Source organism: Bradyrhizobium sp. AZCC 1577 (assembly GCF_036924575.1).
In the GTDB taxonomy this organism is placed as follows: Bacteria; Pseudomonadota; Alphaproteobacteria; order Rhizobiales; family Xanthobacteraceae; genus Bradyrhizobium.
Window position 1 is genome coordinate 7,278,723 of sequence record NZ_JAZHRQ010000001.1, and the last position, 25,905, is coordinate 7,304,627.

Below are 25,905 nucleotides of genomic sequence, written 5' to 3' on the forward strand. Positions count from 1 at the left end.
GGGTGTTCTGGGAGTTATGAACCAAGCGGGATTGCGCGATTTTGCTTTCGGCTCAACACACACATGTGCCGCCTGTCGTCGCAAACGGCGGCATCGCAGGAGGCTCTCATGAGCATCAAGCGAATCCTGGTTCCACTTCCCGGCTCAGCCAGTCACACCGGTCAAATAGAAACGGCCCTGTCTGCCGCGAAGGCGTTGGGGGCTCACGTCCAGGCACTGTTCATCAGTGAGCCACCGCCGCCGGTCACGCGTGGCGGCCTAACGGTCACCGAAATGGGACGAACGGCGGCCATCCCGGTAAACTGGCACGCCGAGGAACGGGAGCGAGCTGCGCGGGATGCGCGTGAGGTATTCGCGCAGGCCTGCGCGGTAGTCGGCATCCCGATGCTATCGGCGAGCGACGAGCCCGGCAGCCCGCTCGCAGCATCCTGGCGCGAAGCCGAGGGATCGTATGTGGAAATCGCGGTGCAACGTGCCGCTGCCTTCGACCTGATGGTCGCCGCAAGCGCCACCGTGATGGAATCGCTCATGGCCATTGCAGAGCAATCGCTGCTGCGGACCCGTCGCCCCGTACTGTTGGCGCCGGCTAGTCTGCAGAGTGATCTGACCGACAGCGTGATGATCGCCTGGGACGAGAGTCCGGAATGCTGGCACGCGGTCTCGGCTGCCATACCGTTCATGCAACTCGCCAAATCAGTGCAGGTCATAAGCGTTGACCGGGACGCCAGCAATCGCCAAGCCTCGCAGGCGGAAGTGCTTGCCTATTTGCGCTGTCATGGCATCGGTGCGACCGGGCAGGTGGTTGCACCGGAATTGCGCTCGGTGGGAGATACGCTGCTCGCGGCGGGGGCAGAGCATGAAGCCGGCCTACTGATCATGGGCGCCTATTCCCACAGCCGCCTGCGCGAGATGCTTCTGGGTGGGGCCACGCGCCACATCCTTAAGAACGCTTCGGCACGCCCCGTTCTCTTGGCGCATTAGCCCTCGTCAGAACGCAACCCAGCTCAGGTTGCCGCCAACGCCAACACTATGGCCCGCCGAAGGCGGGTTGGGGGCCGTGCCGGATTTCGGTCGCCCGCATCCGCCGCTGAGGAAGACGGAGTGAGGCGCGGCTTAGGCGATTGCGCTCCGCTCAACACGAGCGAAGCGATAACGAGATTGCACAAAGTCGTCATACCCCGCGAAGGCGGGGTATCCAGTGCGCCGCGGCCTATCGACTCAATCACTAGCGCCTCTGGAATACTGGATCGTCCGCCCCAGTGCGCAATTGCGCACAAGGCGGACGATGACGGCGGAGGCGAGATCGATTTGCCTATTCACAACGGCGGATCACGACCGCCGTCATCAAAACAGCGGCGGCACCTGGCCCACTTTCAGCGGGCCCAGAAACACCGCGCCATCAACAAAGCGCAGCGGGAAGGCGCGCGCTTTCCGCCCCTCGAGCTCCGCCTCCTTGCCGAGCGAATTGATGCCGGCCGCGACGCCGGCATTGGCGTTCTGCTTGACGACCTTGCCGAGCCCCGGAATCGCCTTGTCGAGCGCGCCGAATAGATTGTTGAGGTCCTGGCTCTTGACGCCGGGTGCGACGCGATCCAGCGTTGCCTGCGGCACGCCCTCCTCCAGCATCTTCTCGAGGCCAAGCACCGGAATTACTTTCTCGATTCCCGCCACCGTCATCTGCAATTCGCCGTCGATTCGACCCTGCGCATTGAGGCTCAACGTGCCCGCGGCCAACGAGATCAGATCGCCCTGCTGAATCCGCGACCGCACGATCTCGACATGGCCGCCCGCTGCCTGCAGCTCCCTGAACCGTTCGGGCCACGGCTTCGGCGTAAAATCCCTCAAACCCGTGAGCTTCGTCTGGATGTCGGCGTCGAACGGCTGCGCCAGCACCGGGTGCACCTCCTGCACGTTGCCGCCCGATATCTGCAGTACGGCTTCGATCACGGGGTGATCCTTCGTCGAGCCTTCGGCAAGACGGCCGTGCAACTCGACGTGGCGGGCGCGCGCGAGCGGGGTCTCGACCGGTCCGTTGACGCGGTCGATCGAGGGATTGTCGAACACGATGGAAGCGCGCTGCGGCACATCGGGCAATCCGCTCACGCTGCTGCGGCCCAAGGTCCAGTTCACCTTCATCGACGGCGGCTGGCCGCGATCGGCGAGCGTGGCCGGAGCCTTGAATTCGGCGATCAAGAGTTTCGGCTGGTAGATCTGCGCGATCACCAGGATCTCGCCGAGCCGCGCGGTGAACGGCACCTGCGCGCCGGCGGTCTGCGAGACCAGCGAAACGCTGGCGTCGTCGCAGCGGACTTCGAAGCGGAACGGGAAGCCGGCCACCGAACGCTTGCCGCACGCATAGACCCGACCGGCTTTCGCCTCCTGTGCGGCCCACGCATCCGCGCGCACGCCGACTTCGGACGCGGCATAGAACCAGAACGCGCTCCATGCCGCGGCGGCAATGACGAGCAGCGCAGGCATGATGAAGAGGCGCCACAGCGGGCGCCGGCGCGGCGCGGGGGTCATGTCAGGCATGCGGCGTCCTTTGGCTAGCGATTTTGGCGAATGTAAGTATCCGCTCGTCGCAACAAAAGGCATTGAATCCACTTCGCTTTGTCGCGCCGTTCTGGTAGCGGTGCACCCGGCATGTCCGCAATTGAGTTCAACGATACGGAATTCTCGAAAGGCGACCTCTGGGTGTTCGGCTACGGCTCCCTGATGTGGCGCCCGGGCTTCGAATTCATCGAACGGGTTCCGGCGCGGCTGATCGGTGAGCACCGCGCACTCTGCGTCTACTCCTTCGTCCATCGCGGCACGCCGGAAAAGCCCGGCCTCGTCCTCGGACTCGACCGCGGCGGCGCCTGCCGCGGCATCGCATTCCGCGTCGCGGAGAAGAACCGCGCCGCCACCATCGCCTATTTGCGCGAGCGCGAGCAAGTCACCTCGGTCTACCGCGAGGTGATGCGGTCGGTGTGGCTGGAGAACGATGCGCGTCAACGCGTCAGTGCACTCGTCTACGTGGTCGATCGCGGCCACGTGCAATATGCCGGCCGGCTGTCGCTTACCGAGCAGTTGCGTCACGTGATGCAGGGGCACGGCCAATCCGGCGTCAACCGCGATTACGTTCTGGCCACCGTGAAGGCGATCGAAGCGGAAGGCCTTCGCGATTCGCAACTGCACCGGCTCGCGGCGATGCTGCATACCCAGCATCCACCGCCTCTTCCCACAGAGAACAGCGACCGTTGAGCTGGGTGTGGACTCATAAAGCCGGACTGAAATGAAGCCCAGTGCCGCGATAGCCCGCATCCGCCATTGGAGGCAAAGCGGACCTCGAAGGTCGGGGCCGCGCACGTCTGTTAGTGACCGCCCCCTTAACCGACCTATGGACCGGATGCGAGTGCCATGAGGATTGTGCGCAGGCTTAAGAGCACTACGACGCAGCCGACTAGAAGCATCAGGACTTTATCCGGGATGTGTTTGGTCGCAAGCGCTGCGAACGGCGCCGCGATGACTCCCCCTATGATAAGACCGGCGATGATAGGCCACAGGCTCAGGCCAACGGTGAGAAAGAAAGTCGTTGATATGGTCAAAGTGACGAAAAACTCGGCCAAGTTGACTGAGCCGATGGCGTAGCGCGGCGTCGCACCTTGGCCAAGGAGTGTAGAGGTTACGACCAGGCCCCAACCTCCTCCGCCAATGGCGTCGAGGACGCCGCCGAACAAACCCAGAGGGCCGACTGCGCGCGGAGTAGGTGCCTCAATGGGGCGAGCCGCTAGCGCCTTCCAGACGATAAAAGCGCCAAGCAGAAGGAGGTAAGCGCTGATGAAAGGCTTCAGGGCTTCGCCGGGGAGTTCGGAGAGTGCATAGGCGCCGATTGCCCCACCAATCATTCCCGGAATGGCAAGACGCAGGAGCAGTTTGCGGTCAACATTGCCAAAGCGCCAATGGGCGAGACCCGAGGCGCCGGTGGTGAATGTCTCCGCCGCATGCACACACGCGCTTGCGGTGGCGGGAGGCACGCCCAGGCCGAGGAGCACAGAGGTAGCCGTTACGCCGTAGGCCATGCCGATCGCACCATCGATCATTTGCGCGACGAAGCCTATGATGACGTAAAGGAGTACGTCGTCCCACATGGGAATCCCCGATCGACCTGTTTCCGCCGGTTACGAACGCCAGCAGCGCGCACGGCGTCCACACTATCGACCTCATATTCTTAACAAGCCAAAGACGTCCCCAATTTCATCAACAACACGCACTGCTGTTCCGCAAAATCGCTCTAGTCTAGTTGACTTGCGCCGTCGCCGGCCGGCCCGGCGCGGGCGCAGGCTGATCGGAAGGTTCCGGCACGAGATCGATGCCCGCTCCGGCGAGCCGCACGCGCACCTCCGCGGCGACATATTTCGCATATTCCGACAGCAACAGACGCAGCGTCGCGCCGCTGGTCCACCACGGCTCGTCACGCCATTTTTCGCCGATCACCGCGAACGGTATCAGCGTGACATCAGGCATCGCATGCGACAATTCCAGAATGGCCCGCGGCATGTGGTAATTCGACGTCACCACGATCAGCGACTTGAAGCCGCGCTCCTGCGCCCAGCGCCGCGTCTCGGCGGCATTGCTGCGCGTGTTGACCGCGGAGCGGTCGAGATCGACGCAACAGCCGAGCAGCGACTGGTTGTCGGGCAGCGAGCGGGAAATGTCGCGCACGGCGTTGGTCGGATGCACACCCGAAATCAATAGCCGCTTGCCGTAGCCGCCGGCCAGCAATTCCATCGCATCCGAAACCCGCGACGAACCGCCGGTGAAGACCACGATCCCGTCGGCGCTGCGCGCCGGCTTGATTTCGACGCCGCGCAATTGCGAGAGAAAGGCGATGAAGCCTACCGCCGCAGCGACGAACAGGATCGCCATTGAGCCGACGATGACCGCACGCAGCCATCCGCGCGGCCGCGCGGCACCCGCCCTCGGCGTGCTATCGTCGTGCTGCAAATCCATATCGTCCGGCAACCCTCGTCCCACGGATAATTCTAGAACGTTTTCACGCGAAGTGGAGTCCCGGTCCGCGGGTCAAGTCCGTGACTTGCTTCACTTGAAAACACCAATGGCCCGAATCAATCGATATCGTCCAGCGTCGCAAACAGCGTCCGCCGCGACGCCCAGGCGGTAATGGCGGCAATCGCCACGGCCTGTACCGCCAGCGCCAGATAGCCGGACGGCGGCAGCGAAAATGTCCCGAGCAGCGCCGCGAACTGATCGCCGACAGGGGTGCCCGAGAACCAGCCGGCGATCGATTCGGAGAAGCCGAAACCGAGCATCGCGGCGCCGCCGCCGATCACCCCGCCCTCCAGCCCGAGCCGGAGAAAATGCCGCAGGAAATGGTTGGCGATATAGCGATCGCCGGCGCCGACGAAGTGCAGCACCTCGACGATCGGGCGATTCGCCGCCATCGCGCCGCGGGTGGCGAACGACACCGAAATGATCGTCGCCACGATCACCAGCGCGAGAATGCCGATGCCGGCAAACACGGTAGCTCCGGTCATCGAGCGCATGCGCTCGATCCAGGCGCGGTGATCGTCGACGCTTGCCGACGGCGCCACTTGCGTCACCCTGGAGCGCAATGCCGCGAGGTCGAGCGTAGTGCCGGGCTGGACGCGCGCGACGACGACGCGCGGCACCGGCAACTGCTCGATCGACAGCCCGCTGCCGAGCCACGGCTCCAGCAATCTGGCCGATTCATCCTTGCTGAACGGTTTGACCTGGACGATGCCGGGCTGCGTCCGCATCGCCTCCACCACCGCGGCCGCGTCGCGCTCGAGATCGCGCCCTGCCTGCGGGCGCACCTGAACGGTGATTTCGCTGGCGACTTCGGACTGCCATTCCGCCGCCGATGCGCTGACGAGCAGCACGGTGCCGGTGGTGATGGAAGCAAGGAACGTCATAATCGCGACGACGGCGACCAGCGCGCGGCCGGAGATCGACGCTCGCGGCACGATCGGCGACATGTTGCGCGCCCGCGCCGGCACCTGCGGACGTTCGTTGCCGAGGTCCACCAACGGCCCATGCTCGTCACCGGCCCTACTCATAGATGTGCAGCCGTCCCTGGTGCAGCACCATCCGCCGCGCCTCGTACTGGTCCATCAGCGTGATGTCGTGGGTCGCGATGATCACCGCGGTGCCCAGCCTGTTCAATTCGATGAACAGCCGCAAGAGGCGCCGGCCGAGCGTCGGATCGACGCTGCCGGTCGGCTCGTCCGCCAACAGCAATTGCGGCCGCGAGATCACCGCGCGCGCGATCGCCGCGCGCTGCTTCTCACCGCCCGACAGGATCGGCGGCAGCGCGTCCATGCGCTCGCCGAGGCCGACCCACTTCAGGAGATCGATCACCTCGCGGCGATAGCTGGATTCGTCACGGCCCATCACGCGGAACGGCAGCGCCACGTTCTCGTAGGTCGTCATGTGGTCGAGCAGACGAAAATCCTGCAGCACGATACCGATGCGCGTGCGCAGACCCGCAATCTGATCCTTGCCGAGCAGCGAGACGTCCTGGCCGAACAGGTTGACGAGGCCGCGGGTCGGCCGCAGCGACAGAAACAACAGCCGCAGCAGCGAGGTCTTGCCCGCGCCCGAGGGACCGGTGAGAAACTGGAAGGAATGGGCGGGAATCACGAAGGAAAGGTCGCGCAAAATCTCCGGGCCGAGCCCGTAGCGCAAACCGACATTTTCGAACCGAACCAAGCTCAGCTCCGCTCGACATGTACCATGGCCGAGCTCCGCTCGGCATGGACCGTGGCCGAGCTCCGCTCGGCGTGGACCGTGGCCGGAAACCCCGGACTTGAACCTGGACCCGAACCTGAACTTTGGGCTCGTGGCCCGCTGGTTTGGGCGCCAACCGGACAAAACGGTTTTGCGGCCGTTATGGTTTCCGATTCGTTAACGGTCGGTATGTAGCATCCGGGCGAAGACACTGGTGAGATGGGCTCCATGCATATCGTTTGTCCCCATTGTACAACATCTTACGCCATCAATCCGACCACCTTGGGCACTGGCGGGCGCACCGTCCGCTGCTCCCGCTGCAAGGAAACCTGGCCGGCGCGGCCCGAGGACGCGATCGAACTGGCCGCCATGCCGGCAGCCATGCCAAATGCTCCGCTGCCAAATGCTCCGCCATCTCCGGCGCAATCGAGCCAGCCGGCCACAAGCGATGCCGCGGCCGAATGGGAGGCGATGGCGCGCGAGGAAGAGGAACAGGACACCCCGGTGGTCGACAGTCCCTCGATTTCGGCAGGCTGGCCGGCCGAGGGCGAAGGGTCGCGCCAAGGCGGCAACAGAGGCGGCGACAGCGACTGGCCATCGGTTGCCCGGCACGATGCGGAAGACCATGGGGATATCCCGATCACCACGCACCGCGAGCGGCTGGCCCGTCTTTTCCGGCTGCGCTCCCTGCCCCGTATTCCGTTCATCCCGTCCGTCGGCCTGCCGACCGCCTGCGCCGCGATGGGCGCGCTGATACTGGCGCTGATGATCTGGCGCACCGAAATCGTGCGGCTGCTACCGCAAACCGCGACGTTCTACAAGATGGTCGGGCTGGAAGTGAACCTGCGCGGGCTGGCGTTCAAGGACATCAAGATCAGCAGCGAGACCGTGGACGGCAAGCCGGTTCTGGTCATCGAGGGCGTGATCGTCGGCGAGACCAAAAAGCCGGTCGAATTGCCGCGGCTGCGCTTCTCCGTCAGCGACGCGCAGGGTGCCGAGATCTACGCCTGGAACGCGGTACTGGAACAGCCGGTGCTCAAGCCCGGCGAGCGCGCCTATTTCAAGTCGCGGCTGGCTTCGCCGCCGCCCGAAGGCCGTAATATTGACGTACGCTTTTTCAACAAGCGGGATCTGGCCGGCCACGCCTGAACCTGGCCGCGCTTCCGCAAGGCGAGAGATCAAGACTTCATGCCACGCGTGCTGATTGCCGATGACGAAGACTCCATGCGCTCGCTGGTGGCGCGCGCCATCGCCATGGATGGCCACGAGACCGTCACCGCCGAGGACGGCGCCGACGCGCTCGATATCCTGACGCGCGAGCAAGGCCTATTCGACCTGCTCTTGACCGACATCCAGATGCCGGTCATGGACGGCATCGCGCTGGCGCTGACGGCGGCGCGGGATTTTCCCAACCTGAAGATCCTGCTGATGACGGGCTTCGCCGACCAGCGCGAACGCGCCTCCGGCCTCAATGCGATCGTGCACGACGTGGTGACGAAACCGTTTTCGGTGCACGACATCCGTACGGCTGTGGCCGATGCGCTGGCGGCGCGGAAGAACGGGTAGGTTAATCCACGGTCGTCGTCCCCCGCGAAGGCGGGGCACCCAGTACGCCGCGGCCTTTCGATTCTAGCGCTGACGTCTCTGGAATACTGGATCACCCGCCTTCGCGGGTGATGACAGTTTGTGAGTGTTGACAGAGCTACAGGATCAATAATCCTTCAACAGCCGCTCGATGTAATCCAGTTCGATCTGCGGACGGGCCGGATCGCCGAGACGGCGGCGCAGTTCTTCCAATATCCGGCGGACCCGCTGCACGTCGATCTCGCCGGGGATCTTCACCGAATAGTCGTCGGTGAATTCGTTATGGCGCATCGGCCGTCCGAGCGGATCGGTCGAGTTGGCGGCGCCCTGCTGGCGGCCTCTGGGGTTGCCGGGGCCGTCGCCCGGCTGGTCGCCGTCACCCTGCTGCATGGCTTCCGCAAGGCTCTGGGCGCCCTTGCGCAGCGCGTCCAGCGCACGGCCCTGCGAGTCCACCGCGCCATCGGCATTGCCCTCGCCGAGCCGGCCGGTGGCATCGCCCATGGCCGAATCGGCCTGATCGAGCCCGTCCTCGCCATCGCCTTGCTCGCCGCCTTGCCCCTGCTGGCCTTGACCCTGCTGGCCCTGCTGGTCGCCACGCTGACCCTGCTGGCCGCGCTGGCCCGGGCCCATGCCGCGCTTGGCGAGCTCTTCCTGCAACTTTTTCAGGCGGTCGCGCAGGCCCTGCTGGTCCTGCTGCAGGTCGCCCATGCTCTGATCGCCCTGCTTGTCACCCTGCTTGCCGCGCATGCGGTCGCGCCGCGAATCCTGGCCCTGCTTGTAGGTCTTGTCGCGCAATTGCTGCTGCTTGCGGATCATGTCGCCGAGTTCGTTCAGCGCCTGCTCCATCTCGTTGTCGCCGCCCTGGCCGGGCTGCGCCATCTGCAGATTTTCCAGCATCTGCTGTAGTTGTTCCAATAGCTGCTTGGCGGCATCCTTGTCGCCGGAACGCGACATCCGCTCCAGCCGGTCGAGCATGTTCTTGAGATCCTGCTGGCTCAACATTTTCGTGTTGGGATCGAGCGGGCGCGCCTGTTGCTGCGGGTTGTTGCGGAACTGCTCGGCGAGCTGGCGCAGGAAATTGTCCAGCGCAGCACGCAGATTATCCGTCAGCTTCTTGATCTCCTCATCGGTGGCGCCACGCTCCAGCGCCTGCTTGAGCGCGTCCTGCGCCGCACGCAGCGCCTTCTCGACGTCGGTGATGTTGCCGTCCTCGATGGTGACGGCAAGCGCCCACATGCTGGCGACGACCTCGCGCAGCGCGGCGTCGGTGCGCGCCTCCTCCAGTTGGTGCTTAACACTGAAGAGACCGAGATAGTGACCGGCTTCGGGCGTGAACAGTTCCGGCGCGATCATCAGCGCATCGAGGGCGGTATAAACTTGCGAATTCTGATTGGCATCGAGCGCCAGAATGCGGCGTTGTTCGATCAGGGCGCGGGCGAGCGGCTTGGTGAACAGCCGTTCCGGCAGCCGCATGTTGAACGGCTCGCTCTTGCCCTCATTGCCGGCCTCGTCCTTGGCCGTGAGCGTCAGCGTCACATCGGCGCCGGCATAGGGATCCTCGCTGAGATCCTTCACGGTCTGGCCGACGCCATTGCGCGTGCGCGCATTCGGCAGCACCAGCGCAAACTGCGGCGGCTCGAACAGCGGCCGTGGCTCGGCCTTCTCGGCCTCCTTGCTCTTGTCTTCCTTGTTACCTTCCTTGTTCCCTTCCTTGCCGGAATCGGGAACACGGACGGCGAATTGCGCGCGCGCTTCGGTGACGCCGTAGTCATCCTCGAGCTTGTAGGACGTCTGCAGCGAGCCGCGGGCCTGACGCTCCGGATCTTTCGCCAGCGAGATGGTCGGGGCACGGTCGGGCGTCGCCGCGAAGCGCCACAGCGGCTGGCCGGAGGGCGCGCGGACATGCGCGGTGCCGTCACCCGTGATCTTGAAATGCCGTTCGTTGGTGCCCTTCGGCGCCTGCTCGCTGGGCGCGACCTCGGTCACGCCGCCGCCGACCACGACGTCGATATTGCCGCCGCTGGAGCGCACCAGCAGCGTGCTGCCTGCAGGCACCGGCAATGGTGCCCCGCTATCGGGAGAAGCCGCATCCCTGTTGGCGGCAGACAGAATGACCGGCGGCTTGCCGGTATAGAGCGGCGGAGTCACCCAGGCATCGACCCGGACGTTGGCCGGCGCCAGCACGCCGTTCCAGTCGAATGCCGCAGCAATTCGTAGCCGGCGCTCGTCGCCGGCGGCGACATAGGCGGCCGCCAGCATTACCATGACCAGCGCACGCAGCGCCCAGGGGTCGTGGATCGCCAGCCGCGGCGAAGGCAGCCCGGCGCGGATCCGCTTGATCGAGGCCAGCGTGCGCTCCCGCTGCTCCCGCCACAGCGCCTGCGCGATCGGATCACTGATCGAGAGTGTGTCGGTCAGCGCGGTCGCCGGGCGATGGCGAATGCCGGTGCCGCGGTCGAGCCGGCTCAACGCCTCTTCGCGGCTCGGCCAGCGAAACCGCACGAGCGGGAACAATGCGGCCAGCGCCGCGAGGGCGAACAGGCCAAGGCAGATCGCGCGTGCAAGGAACGGCAGCGCCAGCCACAATCCGGCCCAGGACACCACCAGGAACAGCCCAATGACGCTCAGAAACCGGACGAGCCCTGGCCAGGTACGTTCCCACGCAATCGCGTATTGGGCCCGTTGCAGAGCCTGCGTCAGTTGAAGCCGCGCGACGGCATCCGGCTCGCGCGCTGGCTTCGTGGGGTCGGGGGTGGCGCCGCTCAACAATCTCTCCGGGTTGTCGACAAGTCAGCCTAGCACAACGGCGGCAATGAGGCACCCGTCCCCGGGGTAACCCACACCCGGAAATACGCATAACATTACACGAAGGCGTGACTGCGGGCGTCCCGCGCCGTAACGTTCGCGCCGAACCGTAAAAATACGAGGAAGCGACATGGACCAGAAGACACACGACAAGGGGCTGGAAATTCGCAAAGCGGTGCTCGGCGAGGCCTATGTCGACAACGCGCTGAAGAGCGCCGATAGTTTTAACAAGCCGTTCCAGGAACTCGTCACCGAATATTGCTGGGGCGCGGTGTGGGGCCGCGAGGAACTGCCGCGCAAGACCCGCAGCATGCTCAATCTGGCCATGATCTCGATCCTGAACCGTCCGCACGAACTGAAGGCGCACATCAAGGGCGCGCTTACCAACGGCGTCAGCCGCGACGAGATTCGCGAGATATTCATGCAGGTTTCGATCTATGCCGGCATCCCCGCCGGCGTCGACAGCTTTCGCATCGCGCGCGAGGTGTTCGCGGAATTGGACAAGGGCTGAGGCGCAGCACCATGGAAATCGGATTCATCGGCCTCGGGAAGATGGGCTTCCCGATGGCGCGCCGCCTGATCGAGGCCAAGCATCAACTCACCGTGTTCGATACGCGGCAGGAAGCCATAGGCAAGCTCGTCGCGCTCGGCGCGCAGGCGGCATCGTCGCCGAAGGATATCGCCGACCGCTGCGAGACGGTGCTGGCGAGCCTGCCGTCGCTGCAGGCGTCGCTTGAGGTGGCGACCGGCGCAGGTGGCGTGATCGAAGGGAGGCGCGTCAAACGCTTCGTCGATCTCTCTACCGTCGGCTCGCAGATGGCGGCCAGGATTCACGGTCTTCTGGCGAAGAATGACATCGTGCAGATCGACAGCCCCGTCAGCGGCGGCGTCGGCGGCGCCGAGAAGGGAACGCTGGCCGTGATGGTCTCCGGCCCGCGCGCCGATTACGAGTTGACAAGACCCGCGCTCGACGTGATCGGAAAAGTGTTTTTCATCGGCGAAAAGCCCGGCTCGGCGCAAACGATGAAACTGGCGAACAACTTCCTGTCGGCGACCGCGATGGTGGCGACGTCGGAAGCGGTTGTGATGGGCGTCAAGGCAGGGCTCGATCCGGCCGTGATGATCGACGTCATCAACGCAGGTTCCGGGCTGAACACGGCAAGCCGCGACAAGTTTCCGCGCTCGGTGCTGCCGCGCAGTTTCGATTTCGGCTTTGCCACGGGACTGATGGTGAAGGACGTGCGGCTCGCGCTGGAGGAGATGAAATCGCTGGGACTGTCGATGGAAGTCGCCGAAGCGGTCGGACGCTTGTGGGAAGTCATCATCCGCGACGAGGGCGCGGAGTCGGATTTCACCGCGGCGATCAAGCCGATCGAAAAGGCGGCGGGAGTGGTGGTCGGCGGTGGCGGGAAGAGAAGTAACGCGGCCGAATAGACGCCGCCGTCGTCCCTGCGAACGCAGGGATCCATACTCCGCGGCCGGTGTTGCTTAGAAAAGAAAAATAACGAGCAGGTCGCGAAACAACTAACGCCTGTGGTTATGGGTCCCTGCGTTCGCACTAGGGCATGCACACTTGTTGCGCCGCAAATACTCATGAAAAGCCAAGGGTTTTTGCACTTCTCAAGTGTTGCGACGTAGTTTTGCTGCGCGCGCTCTCCACCCCACCGAAGCGCTGGATTCCGATCTTGCGCGAAAACGCCAGCCTCGATTCCAAAATTTCGATGAGCGCGCATCTTCGATTCTAAAATTGCATATGAAGCCTGAATCGCACTGCAACATGTGTGCATCCACTAGTGCGTTCGCAGGGACGACATCGTTGTTGTCGCGCCACCAGTGTCATCACAGCCACGGCGCCGGCTTATCCATCGCGATCAGTTCATCGACCTCGATGCGGGGGCGGACCACGGCGTACTGGTCGTCCTTGACCAGGACTTCCGGCACCAAAGGCCGCGTATTGTAGAAGCCGGACTGCACCGCGCCATAGGCGCCGGCGGTCATGATGGCCAGGAGATCGCCGGCCTTGGGCTCGGGCAAATTGCGATCGAGCGCGAGATAGTCGCCGGTCTCGCAGACGGGTCCGACCACGTCGGCCGTGATCGTCTGCGCATCCTTGGCCGGCTCGCGAACCGGGAGGATGTCATGGTGGGCTTCGTAGAGCGTCGGGCGGATCAGATCGTTCATCGCGGCGTCGATGATGACGAAGTTCTTGGCTTCGCCCGGCTTCACATAGATGACGCGGGAGACGAGGATGCCGGCATTGCCGACGATCATCCGCCCGGGCTCGAACATCAGCGTACAACCGAGATTGTGCGTCACCCGCTTGACCATCGCGGCATAGGCCGACGGCAATGGCGGCGCCTCGCGGTCGGCGTGATAGGGGATGCCGAGCCCGCCGCCGAAATCGATATGCGAGATCGTGTGGCCGTCGGCGCGCAGCGTCTGCACGAATTCGGAAAGAATCCGGAACGCGGTTTCCATCTTGGAGAGATCAGTGATCTGGCTGCCGATGTGCATATCGGTGCCGGTCACCTCGATCCCCGGTAAGCTGGCCGCACGGGCATAGACCTCGCGTGCGCGTGCAATGGGAATGCCGAACTTGTTCTCGGACTTGCCGGTGGCGATCTTGGCATGCGTGCCGGCGTCGACGTCAGGGTTGACCCGCAACGAAATCCGCGCGGTCTTGCCGGTCTCGACCGCGAGCTTCGACAGCAGTTCCAGTTCGGGTTCGGACTCGACGTTGATGCAGAGGATATCGGCCGCGAGCGCCGCGCGCAGTTCCATCTCGGTCTTGCCGACGCCGGAAAACAGAATCTTGCCGGGCGGAATCCCCGCCGCCAGCGCCCGCTTCAACTCGCCGCCGGAGACGACATCGGCGCCGGCACCAAGTTTCGCCAGCGTGCGCAGCACCGCCTGGTTGGAATTGGCCTTCATGGCGTAGCAGACCAGCGTCTTCTCGCCGGCAAAGGCCTCGGTGAAGACGCGGTAGTGGCGCTCCAGCGTCGCGGTCGAATAGCAATAGAACGGCGTGCCGACGGCATCCGCGAGTTCGGACAGATTCACGGCCTCGGCGTGCAGCACGCCGTTGCGATAGTCGAAGTGATTCATGGCGTGCTCAGTCCAGCAGCGGATCGAGAACGAATTTCTTCTTGCCGCCCTTGGGGGCGCTGGGGCCCGCCTCGGATCCATAGGTCGAATTGAAGACGCCGGGCTGCGCCGCGCGCTCGGCCTCGGTATCCGACGTGGCCTGCGCCTGCGGCGGCGCACTTGGCGGCAAATCGAGCCCGCCCTTGCGTCCGCAGCCGCCGAGTGCGAGCGCGGTCACACTCAACACGATGATGGCCCATCCCGACGATGACGGGCGGTAGTTACTGATCACGACGAAAATCCCCAATGCGCGCCGCACCATACAAAGGTTGCCGCAGTCTGGCGAGTGCCGATCGGCCACGGAAACCCAAGAAAAACCCAAGGAAAAACCCAAGAAACTGGAGCGAAATTTTCGCTCAGCCCGATTTTTGCTCTTTTTCCAGCCGTTTCAGCCAGGCTTTGGCCTGCGAAAGCACGTTCTTCGGCGCGGTGCCGCCATAACTGGTCCGGCTTTTGACCGAGGCCTCCACCGACAGCACGCGCAGGGCGTCCGCGGTGATGTCAGGCTCGACCTCCTGCATCACCTTGAGCGGCAATTCGTGCAGCGCCACGCCCTGCTTCGACGCGAGCGCCACGATTCGCCCGGTAACATGATGGGCGTCGCGGAACGGCATTTTCAGCATCCGCACCAGCCAGTCGGCGAGATCGGTGGCGGTGGCGTAGCCCTCGCCGGCCGCGGCCTTCATCCGCGCCTCGTCGGGGACGAGATCGAGCACCATGCCGGTCATGGCGCGAATCGCGAGCGAGAGCGCGGAAAACGCCTCCATCGCGCCCTGCTTGTCCTCCTGCATGTCCTTTTGATAGGCGAGCGGCAGCCCCTTCATCACGATCAAGAGCCCGTTGAGCGCGCCGATCACCCGGCCGGTCTTGGCGCGCACCAGTTCGGCCGCGTCCGGATTGCGCTTCTGCGGCATGATCGAGGAGCCGGTGGTGAACTTGTCGGAGAGCCGCACCAGCCCCACCAGCGGCGAGGTCCAGATCACGATCTCCTCGGCAAAGCGCGACATATGCACGGCCGCGATCGACGCCGCCGATAGGGTTTCGAGCACGAAGTCGCGGTCCGATACCGCGTCCAGCGAATTGGCCATGGGGCGGTCGAAGCCGAGCGCCTTGGCCGTGGCAGCGCGATCGATCGGAAACGAGGTTCCGGCGAGCGCCGCGGCGCCGAGCGGCGATTCGTTCAGCCGCTTGCGCGCGTCGGCAAAACGGCCGCGGTCGCGCGCCGCCATCTCGACATAGGCGAGCAGATGATGCCCGAAGGTGACGGGCTGGGCGGTCTGCAGATGAGTGAAGCCCGGCATCACGGTTGCGGCATGCTCCAGCGCGCGGGCAGCCAAAGCATGCTGGAAGCCGGCCAGCGCCGCATCCATCTCGTCGATCGTGTCGCGGACATAGAGCCGGAAATCGGTCGCCACCTGGTCGTTGCGCGAGCGGGCGGTGTGCAGCCGCCCCGCGGCGGGCCCTATCAATTCGGAAAGCCGGCTCTCGACATTCATATGGATGTCTTCGAGCGCGCGCTTGAAGTCGAACGAGCCCTTGCCGATCTCTGACAAAATCGTGTCTAGACCCTTGCCGATATTTTTCGCATCACTCGCGGTGATAATGCCTTGCGCGGCAAGCATTGCAGCGTGGGCCTTGGACGCGGCAATGTCCTGGGCATAGAGGTGACGATCGACGTCGATCGAGACGTTGATTTCCTCCATGATCGCATCGGGGCGCTCGCTGAACCGGCCGCCCCACATCTTGTTGCTCATGACTTCCCAAGCCCTGCCATCTATATCGTCGTAGCAGCGCGAAACGCCGCGCCGGTTTCGACCGTAATTCGACCGTAACCCCGATCGCATTCTTGAGCCCTGCATAGCCGTATCTGACACAGGATGACAAACGATATGCCCGAAATGTCCCCGCCCCGCCCCGCCACGAGGCGCCGGATCCCGATCGCCATCGGCGCGGTAGCGGCTGCGGGCGTCGTCGGATTGGGCGCGTTTTACGGGCTCGGCGGCTTCAAGCGCGGAACGGGCGGCGATCCGTCCTGTGCGGCAGCCGTCGAACTGGCCCGCAAGATATCGCCTCTGGCGCATGGCGAGGTGGCCGCGCTGACCATGGCGACGACACCGCTGCGGCTGCCCGACCTCGCCTTCGAGGATGCCGAGGGTAAGCCAAGAAAGCTGTCGGAATGGCGCGGCAAGACGGTGCTGGTGAACCTGTGGGCCACCTGGTGCGTGCCTTGTCGCAAGGAAATGCCGGCACTCGACAGCCTGCAGGCCAAGCTCGGCGGCAAGGATTTCGAGGTGGTCGCCATCAACATCGACACCCGCGACCCCGAGAAGCCGAAGAACTTCCTGAAAGAGGCCAATCTGACCCGGCTCGGCTATTTCGCCGACCAGAAAGCCAAGGTTTTTCAGGATCTTAAGAGCATAGGCAAGGCGCTGGGCATGCCGACCTCGCTGCTGGTGGACGCCCAGGGCTGCGAGATCGCCAACCTTGCCGGTCCCGCCGAATGGGCCAGTGACGACGCCATCAAGCTGATCAAGGCCGCGATGCAGCCGATGAAGGCGGGGAGTTAGGCGCTAGGCAAAGCGAAGCGTGCCCACCAAAACCCTGTCCGGGCGCAACGATGGTGGATACGGCGCAGGCGCGCCTTGGCCCACCCTACAAGACTGTCAAGCCGCTATATTGAGGTTGCCGCCGACGCCGGGGGCGAGATTGGCGGTCGAGGGCGTGCCGAGCAGCGTCTGAACCGCGGCCTTTTCGGCGTCCGCATTCTGCTTGATGATCGAGGTCTGGATCTGCTGCTGCGTGCCCGCCGCCTGCATCGCAAGCATGCTCGAAACCATAGCCATCATATCCATACGCAGCACTCCTCAAACCTGAGGGCACCGTACCCCGGCACCGGTTAATGAATGCTTGGCGAAACTGAGCGGTGGAGAAGTGAGCTGAGTGCAACCGACGAATCTGTACGAATTCTCGATCGTCAGCGCGTCGGGACCGGTTTGTCGCCGCGGTAGTCGTAGAAACCGCGCTGGGTTTTGCGCCCCAGCCAACCGGCTTCAACATATTTCACCAAGAGCGGGCACGGCCGGTATTTCGAATCCGCCAGCCCCTCATGCAGTACCTGCATGATCGACAGACAGGTATCGAGCCCGATGAAATCGGCCAGTTCCAGCGGCCCCATCGGATGGTGCGCGCCGAGCTTCATGGCGGCGTCGATCGCCTCGACGTTGCCGACACCCTCATAGAGCGTGTAGATCGCCTCGTTGATCATCGGCAGCAGGATGCGGTTGACGATGAACGCCGGGAAATCCTCGGACACCGCGATCTGCTTGCCGAGTTTCGTGACGAATTCCCTGGCGGTGTCGAACGTCAAATCGTCGGTGGCGATGCCGCGGATCAGCTCGACCAGTTCCATCTGCGGCACCGGATTCATGAAGTGAATGCCGATGAAGCGCTCGGGACGGTCGGTCGAGGCGGCGAGCCGGGTGATCGAGATCGACGAGGAGTTGGTGGCGACGATCGCTTCCGGCTTCAATACCGCGCAGAGTTCGTGAAAGATCTTGCGCTTGACCTCTTCCTTTTCGACCGCGGTCTCGATTACGAGGTCGCAATCCGAAAGCCCGTCGAGCGTCTCGGTGGAGGTAATCCGCTCCAGCGCCTTCTTGCGCGCGTCCTCGGTAATGATCTGCTTGGCAACCTGGCGCGACAAATGGCCGTTGATGGTCGCCATCGCCGATTTCAGTCGTTCGTCGGAGACGTCGTTGAGCACCACGTCCAAGCCGGCGAGCGCCGCCACATGCGCAATCCCGTGGCCCATCTGGCCCGAGCCGATCACGCCGACCTTCTTGATTGTCACCGCCATTTTGTCATCCACCGGAACGGCGCGCATATCGCGCCTGTTCATCTCTAAACCTCAGCTACGATATCATCAGACGCGAGGTTTCAGTCCCACCATTGGCACGTATTCTTCACGCGAAGCTTAATCCCCTTCGCCCGCATCCGCTTAAGGTAAACACCAGCCGGACGTTTGCGCGTCCGGCCGGTGTTCCGTTACTTTCCGAGCTTGCCGAGCGCGTCGGTCAGTTCAGGAACCGCCTGATAGAGGTCCGCGACCAGGCCGTAATCGGCGACCTGGAAGATCGGCGCGTCTTCATCCTTGTTGATCGCAACGATCACCTTGGAATCCTTCATGCCGGCGAGATGCTGGATCGCGCCGGAGATGCCGATTGCGACGTATAGTTCCGGAGCGACCACCTTGCCGGTCTGGCCGACCTGCCAGTCGTTGGGCGCATAGCCGGCATCGACCGCGGCGCGCGAGGCGCCGACGCCGGCGCCGAGCTTGTCGGCGAGCGGCTCGATATACTTGGCAAAGTTCTCGCGGCTCTGCATGGCGCGGCCGCCGGAAACGATGATCTTTGCCGAGGTCAGTTCCGGACGGTCGCTCTTCGCCACCTCTTCGCCGATGAAGCTGGAGAGGCCCGGATCGGCCGCAGCGGCGGCGTTCTCCACCGGAGCACTGCCGCCCTCACCTGCCGCGGCAAAGGTCGAAGTCCGCACCGTGATGACCTTCTTGGCGTCCTTGGACTTCACCGTCTGGATCGCGTTGCCGGCATAGATCGGCCGCTCGAAGGTATCGGGCGAAACCACCTTGATGATCTCGGACACCTGCATCACGTCGAGCAGAGCTGCGACGCGCGGCATCACGTTCTTGAAGCGCGAGGTCGCAGGCGCGACGAGAGCATCGTAACCGGAGGCCAGCGACACGATCAGCGCGGCCAGCGGCTCGGCGAGATCATGGGCATAGGCGGCATTGTCCGCGAGCAGCACCTTCTTGACGCCGGCAAGCTTGGCTGCGGCATCGGCCGCACCCTTGGCGTTCTCGCCGGCGACCAGCACATGCACGTCGGCGCCGAGCGCAGCGGCTGCCGTCAGCGTCTTGTTGGTGGCATCCTTGATCGACGCGTTGTCGTGTTCGGCAATCAATAGCGTCGTCATCAGAGAACCCCGGCTTCGGTCTTGAGTTTGGAAACGAGCTCAGCGACGTCCTTGACCTTGACGCCACCCTTGCGGCCGGGCGGTTCCGATGTCTTGAGCACTTCGAGATGCGGCGTGAGATCGACGCCGTAATCGGCGGCGCTCTTGTCGTCGATCGGCTTCTTCTTTGCCTTCATGATGTTGGGCAGCGACGCATAGCGCGGCTCGTTCAGCCGCAGGTCGGTGGTGACGATCGCCGGTCCCTTCAGCTTCACGGTCTGCAGGCCGCCGTCGACCTCGCGCGTAACCTTGAAGTCTGCGCCTTCAACTTCGAGCTTGGAGGCAAATGTCGCCTGCGACCAGCCGAGCAGGGCGGCCAGCATCTGGCCGGTCTGGTTCGAATCGTCGTCGATCGCCTGCTTGCCGAGAATGATGAGGCCGGGCTTCTCGGCATCCGCTACGGCTTTGAGAAGCTTCGCGACCGCCAGCGGCTCGACATTGCCTTCGGCCTTGACCAGGATGCCGCGGTCGGCGCCCATGGCGAGACCAGTCCGGATCGTCTCCGATGCCTGCGCCGGGCCAATCGACACCACCACCACCTCGGTCGCCTTGCCGGCTTCCTTCAGCCGCAACGCTTCCTCGACCGCGATTTCGTCGAACGGATTCATCGACATCTTCACGTTAGCGAGTTCCACGCCCGTTCCGTCGCTCTTGACGCGGACCTTGACGTTGAAATCGACCACCCGCTTTACCGGCACAAGAACCTTCATCGATCCTCTTTCGCTTGAATTCTGGGGTTTGATCAGCTTGTTATTAGCTTGGGCGCGGAACCTAAAGGTCCCGCTATCGGCGGTCAACGCGCGAAAGCCAAAAATCGGCCCCCGAAGGCCCTACCTTCAAGGCCTACCTTAACGGTTCTGACCCGGCACCCACAACACGTCTCCGGCCCCATTATCGTTCATGGCGCGGCTGGCCACGAACAGGAAATCGGACAGGCGGTTCATATACTGAATGGCAGCCGCGCTCACCGGCTCCTCGGGCCGCGCGGCGAGTTCCACCATGACCCGTTCCGCCCTGCGGCATATGGTACGGGCGAGGTGCAGGTATGCGGCAGCGGGGGTACCGCCGGGCAACACGAACGAGGTCAGCGGCGCGAGATGATCGTTCAGCGCATCGATGTCGCGCTCGAGCCGCTCGACCTGGCTCGACAGCATCCGGAGCCGCTCGGCCTTGCCGTCGCGCTGGGGCACCGCAAGGTCGGCGCCGAGATCGAACAAATCGTTCTGGATCCGGCCGAGCATTGCATCGAGTTCGCGGGCATCGCCGAGATGCAGCCTCACCACGCCGATAGCGGCATTGGTCTCATCTACGGTGCCGTAGGCGCTAATGCGCAGATCGTATTTCGGGCGGCGTTCGCCGCTGCCGAGCGCCGTGGTGCCGTCGTCGCCGGTCTTCGTATAGATGCGGTTGAGCACGACCATGGCCGCTTCCCCTTTCCTGATCCTTATCTACCCAACGCCCACACCACGACCATGGTGATGACGATGGCGATGAACTGCAGCAGCACCCGAAGCCGCATCAGGCTCTGCGAGCGGTTCGGCGAGCCGCCCCGCATCATGTTGACGAGGCCGAGCAACAGCACGATAGCCACGGCCGCAAGCGCGATGGGGAGGACGATCGAACTCAGAAAGGATATCATCGGCGGTACATAACACCGCGAGGCGCTGACTTCCACACGATCACAACTCTCGCACTATTGCTCGACGATCTGGCTTTTAACCCAATAATATCAGATGCTAGCCCCGGCTTTAGGACCGGACCGCGATACCCCGATCGAGGTGAGATGTGAAGCTCATTCGCTACGTCTACCTCGTCGTCATGGAGGCGTTTTATACGTTCCTCGCCGATGACGGCTGGGCGATCGCGAGCCACATCGCGCTGTCGACGTTGATGGCGCTATTTCCGTTCCTGATCGTGCTGACGTCGCTGGCTGGCTTTTTCGGCTCCAAGGAACTGGCCGATGGGGCCGTCGGACTGTTGCTGCAAACCTGGCCGCAACAGGTCGCCGACGCGCTGTCAGGCGAAATCCACGACGTGCTGACGACGACGCGCGGCGACATCCTGACCGTCGGTGCGGTGCTGGCGGTCTATTTCGCCTCCAACGGCGTCGAGGCGCTGCGGGTCGCGCTGAACCGCGCCTATTCGGTGGTCGAGCCGCGGGCGTGGTACTGGCTGCGGCTGGAATCGATCGGCTATACGCTGGTCGCCGCCGTCACGTCGCTGTTGATGGCGTTCCTGATCGTGCTCGGTCCGCTGATCCTGGAGACGGCGCGCCGCCACATTCCGTTCTTCGTCGAGTCCAACGAAAGCCTTCTCACCTTCGCCCGCTATGGCATCACGATCACGGCGATGACAGTGGCGCTGTTTGTGCTGCATGCCTGGCTGCCCTGCGGCCGGCGGAGTTTTCTGCAGATCCTTCCGGGCATCGTCTTTACGATGGTGGGATCGCTGATCTCGGGCGTCGTGTTCGGCCAGTATCTGGCGCGCTTCGCCAGCAATTACGTGACGATGTATGCGGGGCTTGCCTCGGTCATCATCGCGCTGGTGTTTCTGTATTTCATTTCGGCGATTTTCGTCTTCGGCGGCGAACTGAACGCAGCCATCATGAAGTCGCAACTGCCGAAGGGGATGTCGCTGCATGCAGCGCAGTCGCCAGGGCGCGCGGGCTCACAGGCTTGACCAGAAAGATCTCGGCGCCGGCGGCGCGCGACGCCGCCTCGTCCTCGCTGCGGCCTGATATGCCGATGATCGGAATGCGCCCGAGCGGCGGCTCCAGCGCGCGAATGCGTCTGATCGCCTCGACCCCGTCGATTCCCGGCAGGACCATGTCCATCAACACCGCATCGAATGCGCCTTGCGCGAGCCGCTCGGGCGCCGCCTCGCCCTGGCCGATGAAGTCGGTCTGATGACCGAGTTCGGTCAGGATCGTGTTGAGCACGACACGGCCGAACGGATTGTCCTCGACGCTGAGCAGGCGCAATGGCCGAGGCGAACTGATCGATACCTCGCCATCGGCACCGGGCGCCGCCGTCACGACGTCCTTTGCGGGCGACATTACGACGTTGAGGGTAAAGGTGGTGCCGCCGCCGCGGCGTTGCGTCACGGTGATGTCGCCGCCCATGGCACGCGCCAGTTGCTTGACCGACGACAACCCGAGCCCGGCGCCGCCGAAGCGCGATGCAATGGAGGCATTGGCCTGCGAGAACGGCCGGAACAGGCGCTTGATTTCGCTCAGCGCAAGGCCGATCCCGCTGTCGGAGATCGCGAATGAAACAGCGACCTTGCCCTTCGGACCCCGCACAGGCGTGACCTGCAGCCCAACGCTGCCCTGTTCAGTGAATTTTACCGCATTGTCGATCAGGTTCTCCAGTGCGGCGCGCAGGCGGACGGGATCGCCGATCGCAAACCCTGGAAGCTTTTCGGAAATATCGACCGACGACTGCAGGCCCTTGGCCGCGGCGCGCCCGGTCAGCGAATCGCCGGCATTGCGGGCAAGCGTCTGCAGGTCGAAGAAGTCCTGCCGCACCTCGAGGCCCGGACCGCCGCTGCGCGCGGCGTCGACGAACAGGGTCGCAAGGCTCGCCAGATGTTCCGCGCCCGCCTTGATGGTGTCGACCCAGCGCCGTTCGCGTTCGTCGAGGTCCGAGGTCGCGAGCAGATTGCTGATCGCGAGAATGCCGGTCAGCGGCGTGCGGACCTCGTGAGCAAAGGCCGCCAGTGCGGTCTCGACCATGCCGGGCGCAGCGATGGCGGACTTGCGCGTGCCGCGTTTTTTGACCGCGGCGCCGGATACGCGCTTTTTCGCTCGCCGCTTCTTGACTGTTCCCGTGGTGCCTGGTGAGCGCCGCTTTGCCGCCATGGTCCCCCTTCCTCTGCCGCGACCAGCATGACACGCGATGGCGGCTGGTGTCACGGAGACGTTTTCAACAACCGGCAGTAGTACTACAGGAATCGCTGGACAAGCCGACGAGACTGCGAATACCCGCAGGGGTGACACCTTGCCCTCGCAATTCGCGCAAGGCCGTGGCTTGCGTCGATTTCGACAGCTTGAGTCCCGACGCATCCTCGATGAGGCGGTGATGCCGATACACCGGTTGCGGGATACCGAGCAACTGTTGCAACAGCAGGTGGACGCTCGTCGACCAGAACAGGTCCCTGCCCCTTACCACGTCGGTCACGCCCTGCAGGGCGTCGTCGATCACGACCGAGAGATGATAGCTGGTCGGCGTCTCCTTGCGCGCCAGGATGACGTCGCCCCACGCTTCAGGGCGCGCGGCGACGACGCCGGTCTCGCCACCGGGCCCTGCACCCTCCTCCTGCCAGGCCAGTTCCTTCGTGCGCGCGAGTGCTGCCTGCATGTCGAGCCGCAGCGCGTAAGGCGCGCCTTGCGAGATCAACTCGCGGCGCCGGTCCGGCGGCAGCGATTTCGCGACGCCCGGATAGAGCGGCGCCCCGTCGGGATCCCGCGGCCAGGGCGCCCCGGCCTCGCGTTGCGCGACCAGACGGGCGATTTCCGCGCGGCTCTCGAAGCTCGGATAAATCAGGCCTAAGCCTGCCAATTTTTCGACCGCTTCGCGATAGCGCGCAAAATGCTCCGATTGCCGCCGCACCGGCGTTTCCCAGGAAATCCCGAGCCAGGCGAGGTCTTCATAGATCGCCGCCTCGAATTCCGGCCGGCAACGCGTCGCGTCGATATCCTCGATCCGCAGCAGAAACCGTCCACCGCGCTCGCGCGCGAGGTCAAAATTCAGGAGCGCCGAATAGGCGTGACCGAGATGGAGGTAACCGTTCGGGCTGGGGGCAAATCGGAAAACGGGTGGCGGCATCAGTTATCAACACTGTCATTGCCGGGCTTGCCCCGGCAATCCATCGTTCATGAACCCTTTACGATATATGTTGGATGCGCGCGTCCCGGCTACGCCCATGCTTCGCCGGGCGCACCAGCGTCGGACCGGCGAAGCTTAGCGGAGCCGGCAAGCCCGCGCATGACAGTGAGTTGACAGCATTCGAAATGACCATCCACCTCAACAGCCAGTCCGATCTCGAAGACGCCGTCCACGCGTTGGTCAAGCAAGACCCAAGGCTCAAGCCGATTTTTGATCTCACAGGCATGCCGGCGCTGCGGCAGCGCGCGCCGGGGTTCGCGGGGTTAGCTGCAATCGTCTGCGGCCAGCAATTGTCCACCGCCAGCGCCGGCGCGATCTGGGCGCGGCTGACGGCCGCGTTCGATCCGTTCGATCACGAGGTCATCCGCAAGACCCGCGCCGACCGCCTCGGCCGGCTCGGGCTTTCGGCCGCCAAGATCAAGACGCTGAAGAACATCGCGCGCGAACTGGCTGCCGAGCGGCTCAATCTCGAGGTGCTGGCGGAAGAGGATGCGGATGCCGCCCATCACACGCTGACCGCGCTGCCCGGCATCGGCCCGTGGACCGCCGACATCTATTTGCTGTTCTGCCTCGGCCATGGCGACGCCTGGCCGGCCGGCGACCTCGCGGTGCAGGAGGCCGTGAAGATCGGGCTTGGCCTGAAAACGCGCCCGACCGTCAAGCAGATGGCGCCGCTGGCAGAACCGTGGCGTCCCCTGCGCGGCGCGGCGGCGCATCTGTGGTGGAGCTATTATCGCGTGCTGAAGAAACGGGAAGGCGTGCTTCCCGACAAGCTCATCCCCGCAACCTCACCCGATCCTCCCGAGCGCAAGCGGTGACGAAATCGATCACGGCGCGCACGGCGGGCAGGTCGACGAGATCGGGATGGGCGAGCAGCCAGAGATCGGCCACGCTGACGAGTTTTTGCGGGGCGACGCGGACGAGTTCCGGATAGGCGGTGGCGACGAAACAGGACAGCGTCGAAATTCCAAGACCGGCGCGTGCGGCGGCGAGCATGTCGCCTTGCGAGGAGCAGCGCATCACCATTGAACCCTGCCGCGTGATCGCGTCGCTCCAGCGCGCCAGCCGCTCGTTCGACAACCGGTCGGCGAAGCCGATGACGCTGTGGCCCTTCCATTCGTCGCGCCGCTCAGGCAGGCGCCGCCGTGCGGCATAATCGCGCGAGGCGTAAAAGCCGGTGCCGAGCCGGCCGATCTTGCGGCCGATCAAATTCTCCTCGCCGCTGTCGACGGGGCGCAGCACGACGTCGGCCTCGCGGCGGCGGACGCTCGCCGGATACGGATGGGTGATAATCTCGAGCTGAATATGGTCGTGCTGGCGCAGGAACGGCCCGAGCCGCGGCATCAACCAGTGCGAGGCGAGCGTGGCACCGATCGACAGCTTGACCACGCCGCGCGCCTGCGCACCGGTCGCCGATACCGCGGCTTCGGCGCGCAACGCCGCCGCGGCCATCGCATCGACATGCTCGCGAAATTTCTGCCCGTGCGAAGTCAGCGAAAGACCTTCGTTGGACCGGGCGAACAGGGGAATGCCGAGCTGACCTTCGAGTTCGGCGATCTTGCGCCCAACCGTCGGATGACTGGAGCGCAAGCGGCGCGCGGCCGCCGCGAAGCTGCGGGTCTCGGCCACCGCGACGAAGGTCTTGCACAGGTCCCAGTCCATCGGTGCTCCCCGCGGTTCAGATCGGCCTGTTCATAGCTGGATGAAC

27 protein-coding genes are annotated in these 25,905 nt (G+C 64.2%); 9 read left to right on the top strand and 18 right to left on the bottom strand.

The features are described from left to right. The first annotated feature begins 108 nt into the window (after window positions 1-108). Entirely contained in the window at window positions 109-981 is an 873-nt protein-coding gene (locus V1278_RS34455) for a universal stress protein (RefSeq protein WP_334383776.1), read from the top strand. 363 nt (window positions 982-1,344) lie between these two features. Here V1278_RS34455 and V1278_RS34460 read toward each other — a convergent pair whose 3' ends face one another. After that, complete coding sequence (locus V1278_RS34460) at window positions 1,345-2,532, bottom strand: DUF2125 domain-containing protein (RefSeq protein ID WP_334383777.1); 1,188 nt, start codon at window positions 2,530-2,532, stop codon at window positions 1,345-1,347. A 111-nt stretch (window positions 2,533-2,643) separates the two neighbouring features. Between V1278_RS34460 and V1278_RS34465 the strand changes: the two genes are divergently transcribed. After that, window positions 2,644-3,243, top strand: coding sequence for a gamma-glutamylcyclotransferase (locus tag V1278_RS34465; RefSeq protein WP_334383778.1), 600 nt, complete (start codon window positions 2,644-2,646; stop codon window positions 3,241-3,243). 134 nt (window positions 3,244-3,377) lie between these two features. Here V1278_RS34465 and V1278_RS34470 read toward each other — a convergent pair whose 3' ends face one another. From V1278_RS34470 to ftsE, 4 genes are all read right to left on the bottom strand, one after another. Beyond that, window positions 3,378-4,130, bottom strand: a complete 753-nt coding sequence (locus V1278_RS34470) for a sulfite exporter TauE/SafE family protein (RefSeq protein ID WP_334383779.1) — start codon at window positions 4,128-4,130, stop codon at window positions 3,378-3,380. Window positions 4,131-4,278: 148 nt separating this feature from the next. Continuing rightward, complete coding sequence (locus tag V1278_RS34475; protein WP_334369147.1) at window positions 4,279-4,992, bottom strand: YdcF family protein; 714 nt, start codon at window positions 4,990-4,992, stop codon at window positions 4,279-4,281. Between the two features lie 116 nt (window positions 4,993-5,108). Continuing rightward, a complete protein-coding gene (locus tag V1278_RS34480; protein ID WP_334366522.1) occupies window positions 5,109-6,080 on the bottom strand; it encodes a cell division protein FtsX in 972 nt (323 codons plus the stop codon). Continuing rightward, window positions 6,073-6,732 (bottom strand): cell division ATP-binding protein FtsE, encoded by a 660-nt coding sequence (ftsE, locus tag V1278_RS34485; protein WP_028348200.1) that lies wholly within the window; start codon window positions 6,730-6,732, stop codon window positions 6,073-6,075. Before ftsE ends, V1278_RS34480 begins: the two co-directional genes overlap by 8 nt. A gap of 246 nt (window positions 6,733-6,978) precedes the next feature. Here ftsE and V1278_RS34490 point away from each other — a divergent pair, with 246 nt between their 5' ends. Together V1278_RS34490 and V1278_RS34495 are read left to right on the top strand one after the other, a co-directional pair. Then, window positions 6,979-7,899 (top strand): MJ0042-type zinc finger domain-containing protein, encoded by a 921-nt coding sequence (locus V1278_RS34490; protein WP_334383780.1) that lies wholly within the window; start codon window positions 6,979-6,981, stop codon window positions 7,897-7,899. Between the two features lie 39 nt (window positions 7,900-7,938). Continuing rightward, on the top strand, window positions 7,939-8,316 hold the full coding sequence (locus tag V1278_RS34495; protein ID WP_334383781.1) for a response regulator: 378 nt from the start codon (window positions 7,939-7,941) through the stop codon (window positions 8,314-8,316). Window positions 8,317-8,460: 144 nt separating this feature from the next. Here V1278_RS34495 and V1278_RS34500 read toward each other — a convergent pair whose 3' ends face one another. Then, window positions 8,461-11,100, bottom strand: a complete 2,640-nt coding sequence (locus tag V1278_RS34500; RefSeq protein WP_334383782.1) for a TIGR02302 family protein — start codon at window positions 11,098-11,100, stop codon at window positions 8,461-8,463. A gap of 169 nt (window positions 11,101-11,269) precedes the next feature. Here V1278_RS34500 and V1278_RS34505 point away from each other — a divergent pair, with 169 nt between their 5' ends. Together V1278_RS34505 and V1278_RS34510 are read left to right on the top strand one after the other, a co-directional pair. Continuing rightward, on the top strand, window positions 11,270-11,650 hold the full coding sequence (locus tag V1278_RS34505; RefSeq protein WP_065743820.1) for a carboxymuconolactone decarboxylase family protein: 381 nt from the start codon (window positions 11,270-11,272) through the stop codon (window positions 11,648-11,650). Between the two features lie 11 nt (window positions 11,651-11,661). Continuing rightward, complete coding sequence (locus V1278_RS34510) at window positions 11,662-12,573, top strand: NAD(P)-dependent oxidoreductase (protein ID WP_334383783.1); 912 nt, start codon at window positions 11,662-11,664, stop codon at window positions 12,571-12,573. A gap of 405 nt (window positions 12,574-12,978) precedes the next feature. Here V1278_RS34510 and lysA read toward each other — a convergent pair whose 3' ends face one another. From lysA to argH, 3 genes are all read right to left on the bottom strand, one after another. Then, window positions 12,979-14,244: a diaminopimelate decarboxylase gene (gene lysA / locus V1278_RS34515; RefSeq protein WP_334366518.1), complete on the bottom strand. Its 1,266-nt coding sequence runs from the start codon at window positions 14,242-14,244 to the stop codon at window positions 12,979-12,981. A 7-nt stretch (window positions 14,245-14,251) separates the two neighbouring features. Beyond that, complete coding sequence (lptM, locus tag V1278_RS34520; RefSeq protein ID WP_334366517.1) at window positions 14,252-14,515, bottom strand: LPS translocon maturation chaperone LptM; 264 nt, start codon at window positions 14,513-14,515, stop codon at window positions 14,252-14,254. Between the two features lie 124 nt (window positions 14,516-14,639). After that, the gene (gene argH / locus V1278_RS34525; RefSeq protein ID WP_334366516.1) at window positions 14,640-16,037 is read right to left on the bottom strand and encodes an argininosuccinate lyase; all 1,398 of its coding nucleotides are present in this window, start codon (window positions 16,035-16,037) and stop codon (window positions 14,640-14,642) included. A gap of 135 nt (window positions 16,038-16,172) precedes the next feature. Here argH and tlpA point away from each other — a divergent pair, with 135 nt between their 5' ends. Further along, window positions 16,173-16,850 (top strand): thiol:disulfide interchange protein TlpA, encoded by a 678-nt coding sequence (gene tlpA, locus V1278_RS34530; protein ID WP_442893707.1) that lies wholly within the window; start codon window positions 16,173-16,175, stop codon window positions 16,848-16,850. A gap of 96 nt (window positions 16,851-16,946) precedes the next feature. On the opposite strand, the gene V1278_RS34535 is transcribed toward tlpA, so the two are convergent. The 6 genes from V1278_RS34535 to V1278_RS34560 all read right to left on the bottom strand — a co-directional run bounded on the left by V1278_RS34535 (window position 16,947) and on the right by V1278_RS34560 (window position 20,950). Continuing rightward, the gene (locus V1278_RS34535) at window positions 16,947-17,135 is read right to left on the bottom strand and encodes a putative motility protein (protein WP_028348190.1); all 189 of its coding nucleotides are present in this window, start codon (window positions 17,133-17,135) and stop codon (window positions 16,947-16,949) included. 122 nt (window positions 17,136-17,257) lie between these two features. Then, window positions 17,258-18,139: a 3-hydroxybutyryl-CoA dehydrogenase gene (locus tag V1278_RS34540; protein ID WP_334366514.1), complete on the bottom strand. Its 882-nt coding sequence runs from the start codon at window positions 18,137-18,139 to the stop codon at window positions 17,258-17,260. 188 nt (window positions 18,140-18,327) lie between these two features. Then, window positions 18,328-19,272 (bottom strand): electron transfer flavoprotein subunit alpha/FixB family protein, encoded by a 945-nt coding sequence (locus V1278_RS34545; protein ID WP_065745934.1) that lies wholly within the window; start codon window positions 19,270-19,272, stop codon window positions 18,328-18,330. Next, the gene (locus V1278_RS34550; RefSeq protein ID WP_334366512.1) at window positions 19,272-20,021 is read right to left on the bottom strand and encodes an electron transfer flavoprotein subunit beta/FixA family protein; all 750 of its coding nucleotides are present in this window, start codon (window positions 20,019-20,021) and stop codon (window positions 19,272-19,274) included. The genes V1278_RS34545 and V1278_RS34550 overlap by 1 nt, the downstream gene beginning before the upstream one ends. A 138-nt stretch (window positions 20,022-20,159) precedes the next feature. Then, entirely contained in the window at window positions 20,160-20,732 is a 573-nt protein-coding gene (locus V1278_RS34555) for a cob(I)yrinic acid a,c-diamide adenosyltransferase (protein ID WP_334366511.1), read from the bottom strand. 23 nt (window positions 20,733-20,755) lie between these two features. Next, window positions 20,756-20,950: a twin transmembrane helix small protein gene (locus tag V1278_RS34560; RefSeq protein ID WP_334366510.1), complete on the bottom strand. Its 195-nt coding sequence runs from the start codon at window positions 20,948-20,950 to the stop codon at window positions 20,756-20,758. Window positions 20,951-21,096: 146 nt separating this feature from the next. On the opposite strand from V1278_RS34560, the gene V1278_RS34565 reads away from it, so the two are divergent. Beyond that, window positions 21,097-21,990, top strand: a complete 894-nt coding sequence (locus tag V1278_RS34565; RefSeq protein ID WP_334366509.1) for a YihY/virulence factor BrkB family protein — start codon at window positions 21,097-21,099, stop codon at window positions 21,988-21,990. Here the strand turns inward: V1278_RS34565 and V1278_RS34570 are convergent. Next, the gene (locus tag V1278_RS34570; RefSeq protein WP_334383784.1) at window positions 21,914-23,170 is read right to left on the bottom strand and encodes an ATP-binding protein; all 1,257 of its coding nucleotides are present in this window, start codon (window positions 23,168-23,170) and stop codon (window positions 21,914-21,916) included. The genes V1278_RS34565 and V1278_RS34570 overlap by 77 nt on opposite strands. Before the next feature lie 64 nt (window positions 23,171-23,234). Then, complete coding sequence (gluQRS, locus tag V1278_RS34575) at window positions 23,235-24,137, bottom strand: tRNA glutamyl-Q(34) synthetase GluQRS (protein WP_334383785.1); 903 nt, start codon at window positions 24,135-24,137, stop codon at window positions 23,235-23,237. A 185-nt stretch (window positions 24,138-24,322) separates the two neighbouring features. On the opposite strand from gluQRS, the gene V1278_RS34580 reads away from it, so the two are divergent. Then, window positions 24,323-25,015, top strand: coding sequence for a DNA-3-methyladenine glycosylase family protein (locus V1278_RS34580; RefSeq protein ID WP_334369145.1), 693 nt, complete (start codon window positions 24,323-24,325; stop codon window positions 25,013-25,015). Here V1278_RS34580 and V1278_RS34585 read toward each other — a convergent pair. After that, the gene (locus V1278_RS34585) at window positions 24,972-25,859 is read right to left on the bottom strand and encodes a LysR family transcriptional regulator (protein WP_334383786.1); all 888 of its coding nucleotides are present in this window, start codon (window positions 25,857-25,859) and stop codon (window positions 24,972-24,974) included. The two genes, V1278_RS34580 and V1278_RS34585, sit on opposite strands and share 44 nt — an antisense overlap. Between the last annotated feature and the right edge of the window lie 46 nt (window positions 25,860-25,905).